The organism is Mesorhizobium sp. M7A.F.Ca.CA.004.06.1.1 (assembly GCF_003999135.1).
GTDB lineage: Bacteria > Pseudomonadota > Alphaproteobacteria > Rhizobiales > Rhizobiaceae > Mesorhizobium.
Genome location: NZ_RZPQ01000618.1, coordinates 1 through 3,543, shown reverse-complemented (window position 1 = coordinate 3,543; position 3,543 = coordinate 1). Strand labels below are relative to the sequence as shown.

The window sequence follows — 3,543 nt, the reverse complement described above, 5'->3', positions numbered from 1 at the left end:
GAGATGTCCGGCAGGACAGAGGGGGGCCTCGTAGGGCTCAACGCCTACGCTGATTTCGCGAACTCTCATCCGCGCAATTCTGTCACGATTCCAAATACGTGTCCGCCCAGTTCGACACCGCCCAGCGCGGGTTGTTGGCGATGTTGCCGACGGTGTCGCGCGCGACGCTGATAAAACTCCATTCGGCGACGTTGATCAGCGGCAGGTCGGTGGCCACCTCCTTCTGGAATTCCTTGTAGAGGTCGGTGCGGGCTGATGTATCGAGCGTCTCCGATGCCTTGGCGATGAGCGCATCGAGCGCGTCGTTCTTGTAGCCGCCCTGGTTGGAGAACGGCACGCCGTCCGGAATGCCGCTCTGCACCAGGATGGTGGTCGAGATCGCCGGGTCGCCGCGGAACACCGGCGGGCCGACAGCGAGGTCGAAGGCGTGGTCGGTGTAGACCGCCTTGATGTGCGCGGCCGAGTCGTTGTTGACCAGCTGAGCATCGATGCCGATGGCGGCGAGCGCCTGGCGCAGATAGTCGCCGAACTGCTTGGTCTCGTTGAAATAGGGCGCAGGCAGCAGCTTGAGCGAAAAGCGGTTGCCGTCGGCGCCTTTCTTGTAGCCAGCCTCGTCGAGCAGCGCGTTGGCCTTGGCGACGTCGAAGGCATAGGTCGGCACGTCGGCGGTGTAGAATTGCGGATCGTTCTTCGGCACCGGACCGGTGGCTGTCGCGGCATAGCCGAGGAACACCGTCTTGACGACGAAATCCTTGTCGATGGCATGCGCGATCGCCTGCCGCACTTTCAGGTCGGCCAGTTCCTTGCGGCGATGGTTGATCTCGACGACGAGCTGATAGGTCAGCCCTTCGTAACCCTTGGAGATCACCTTCAGGCCCGGCACCTTGGAGATGCGGTCGAGGTCGGCCAGCGGCACGGCGGAAAAGGCTGCGAGCTGGATCTCCTCGGCCTCCAGCGCGCTCGCCGCTGACGTGCGATCCGGCAGCACTTGATAGATGATCTCGTCGAGATAGGGCTCGTCCTTGCCCCAGTAGTCGGCGTTTTTGGTCAGCCGGTAATATTGGCCGGCCTTGTACTCGCCGAATTTGAACGGTCCGGTGCCGATGGGCGCGTTGTTGGCCGGGTTGTCCTCGATCTTGCCGACCTCATAGATGTGCTTCGGCACCACACTGCTCAGCGCCGGCAGCGCGTTGCGGATCAGCTGGAACGGCGTCGGCTTGGCGAATTTGAACACGGCGGTGAGATCGTCGGGGGTGTCGACGCTGGCCAGATCCTTGAATACGGTGCGGCCGAGATTCTGCAGCGGCTTCCAGATCTGCAGCGCCGAGAAGGCGACGTCGGCCGAGGTGAACGGCTTGCCGTCATGCCATTTGACGCCGTCGCGCAGTTTGAACGTCGCCGAGAGCCCGTCGGCGGCACCTTCCCAGCTCAGCGCCAGCCGTGGCGCGAGACCGTCTTTGCCGTCGAAGGAGGCTTCGGCCAGCGTTTCGACGATCTTGCTGGAGATGAAGAACACGCCGTTGGAGGCGACGATCGCCGGGTTGAGGTTGCGCGGTTCGGAATCGGCGGCAAGCACCAGTCGCCCGCCCTTCTTTGGCGTCTGCGCCCAGCCCGGTGCCGGCATTGCGGTGGAGGCCAGCAGCATTGCCGAGCCGGCAAGCATCGTGCGTCTGGAAATCGTGAAACCTGACATGATCGAACTCCGTCCTCTCCGCGACCCGGTCGGGTGCGCCAACCCCTCGGACGCCGGCAAGCCCACCGGCATCCTTGCGGCGGCGATTATGAGCCTTGCCGAGGGTTTCGCCAGAGACGGAATTGGCGCATCCTCGCTTGGCTTTGAAATTTTCGTCCGCTGGACCAGTTTGGAGGGCGTGGCTCAATTTGATCATTCTGGTAGGACCAGATTGGTTGAATATGCGACGAATGACAGCGCGGAGTCATAGAGAGGCGACATTTCATCTGTTTCTGGCTGGACCAGAACGGGCAAAGTGGTGCAGATTTGACCGCTGCCAAGGGATCGGGAGCGGAACAGCGGCGATCCGGCTATTCAGGGAGAGAGAGATGAACATTGCTCCGGGCAAGAATGCGGTCGGCAATATCCCGTTCGACCAGGCAAGGGTCGACCGGCTGATGGAGGAGGCCGGCATCGATGTGCTGCTCGCCACCTCCAAGCACAACACGCAATATCTGCTGGGCGGCTACAAGTTCATCTTCTTCGCCGCCATGGATGCGATCGGCCACAGCCGTTACCTGCCGATTGTCGTGTACGAGAAAGGCGGGCCGGACCATGCCGCCTATATCGGCAACCGCATGGAGGGCGGCGAGCATCAGAACAACCCGTTCTGGACGCCGACGCTGCACGCCGCCTGCTGGGGCACGCTCGACGCCGCCAACCTTGCGGTCGAGCATCTGCAGAAGATCGGCAAGGCGGGCGCGCGCATCGGCATCGAGCCCGGCTTCCTGCCGTCGGACGCCTATACGCTGATCCGCAAGGCGTTGCCGGACGCCAGGCTGATCGATGCGACCGACATGCTGGAGCGCATGCGCGCCATCAAGACCGATGCCGAACTGGAGAAGCTGCGCACGGCCTCTGAACTGATCACCGATTCCATGCTGGCGACCATAGCCTGGGCGCGCGAAGGCACGACCAAGGGCGAGATCATCGAACAGCTGCGGCGCGAGGAAACCAATCGCGGCATCCATTTCGAATATTGCCTGCTGACGCTGGGCTCCAGCCACAACCGCGCCGCCTCGCCGCAGGCGTGGAAAAAAGGCGAGGTGCTGTCAATCGATTCCGGCGGCAACTTTCACGGCTATATCGGCGACCTCTGCCGGATGGGCATTCTCGGGGAACCGGATGCCGAACTGGAAGATCTGCTGGCCGAGGTCGAGACGGTGCAGCAGGCGGCCTTCTCAAAAGTCAAAGCGGGCACGCTGGGCGGCGACATGATTTCCCATGCCGAGGGCGTGCTGAAGGCTTCGAAGGTCGCGGCCTACACGGATTTCTTCGCCCATGGCATGGGCCTGATCACGCACGAGGCGCCGTTCCTGATGACCAACCACCCGGTGACCTATGAAGGCACCTATGCGGCAAAGCCGCTGGAGAAGAACATGGTGCTATCGGTGGAGACGACCATGCTCCACCCGACGCGCGGCTTCATCAAGCTGGAGGACACGCTGGCGGTGACGGATGCTGGTTATGTGATGTTCGGCGACCGGGGTCGGGGGTGGAACAGGGGTGGTACTCTTTAGGACGAAGGCGGGCGCTGCCCCTCATCCGCCTGCCGGCACCTTCTCCCCGTATAGTGACGGAGAAGAGGGCAGCCGCGCCCTCGGCACCTATTTGAAAATTGGCGAAAGCGCCGATGACTGCGTCTTTCTCCCCGTCACTATACGGGGAGAAATGTCCGGCAGGACAATGAGCGACTATCTGTGGTGTCAAGTTGCATTGGCGAACTCCATGCGCGCATCGCGTGCTTTTGCATTGAGAATGACGAGGAGTTTTCGCGCCAGCGCCATGCGGATGACCATTTTGGTTTTGCC

At 62.2% G+C, this 3,543-nt stretch carries 3 protein-coding genes and 1 pseudogene; 2 read left to right on the top strand and 2 right to left on the bottom strand.

Annotated features, from left to right (window positions below; all coding sequences use genetic code 11):
- Positions 1-82: 82 nt before the first annotated feature.
- Positions 83-1,693, bottom strand: a complete 1,611-nt coding sequence (locus EN906_RS26980) for an ABC transporter substrate-binding protein (protein WP_127272738.1) — start codon at positions 1,691-1,693, stop codon at positions 83-85.
- Here EN906_RS26980 and EN906_RS26975 point away from each other — a divergent pair.
- Together EN906_RS26975 and EN906_RS26970 are read left to right on the top strand one after the other, a co-directional pair.
- Positions 1,692-1,943, top strand: a complete 252-nt coding sequence (locus tag EN906_RS26975; protein ID WP_127270857.1) for a hypothetical protein — start codon at positions 1,692-1,694, stop codon at positions 1,941-1,943. The two genes, EN906_RS26980 and EN906_RS26975, sit on opposite strands and share 2 nt — an antisense overlap.
- Before the next feature lie 118 nt (positions 1,944-2,061).
- On the top strand, positions 2,062-3,252 hold the full coding sequence (locus EN906_RS26970) for a Xaa-Pro peptidase family protein (RefSeq protein WP_127272737.1): 1,191 nt from the start codon (positions 2,062-2,064) through the stop codon (positions 3,250-3,252).
- Between the two features lie 186 nt (positions 3,253-3,438).
- Here the strand turns inward: EN906_RS26970 and EN906_RS26960 are convergent.
- A pseudogene (locus EN906_RS26960) lies at positions 3,439-3,543 on the bottom strand (IS110 family transposase); the annotation flags it as partial.

Coding starts and splice junctions, on each gene's coding strand:
- EN906_RS26970 (WP_127272737.1), top strand. CDS start 2,062: ATGAACATTGCTCCGGGCAAGAATGCGGTCGGCAATATCCCGTTCGAC.
- EN906_RS26975 (WP_127270857.1), top strand. CDS start 1,692: ATGATCGAACTCCGTCCTCTCCGCGACCCGGTCGGGTGCGCCAACCCC.
- EN906_RS26980 (WP_127272738.1), bottom strand. CDS start 1,693: ATGTCAGGTTTCACGATTTCCAGACGCACGATGCTTGCCGGCTCGGCA.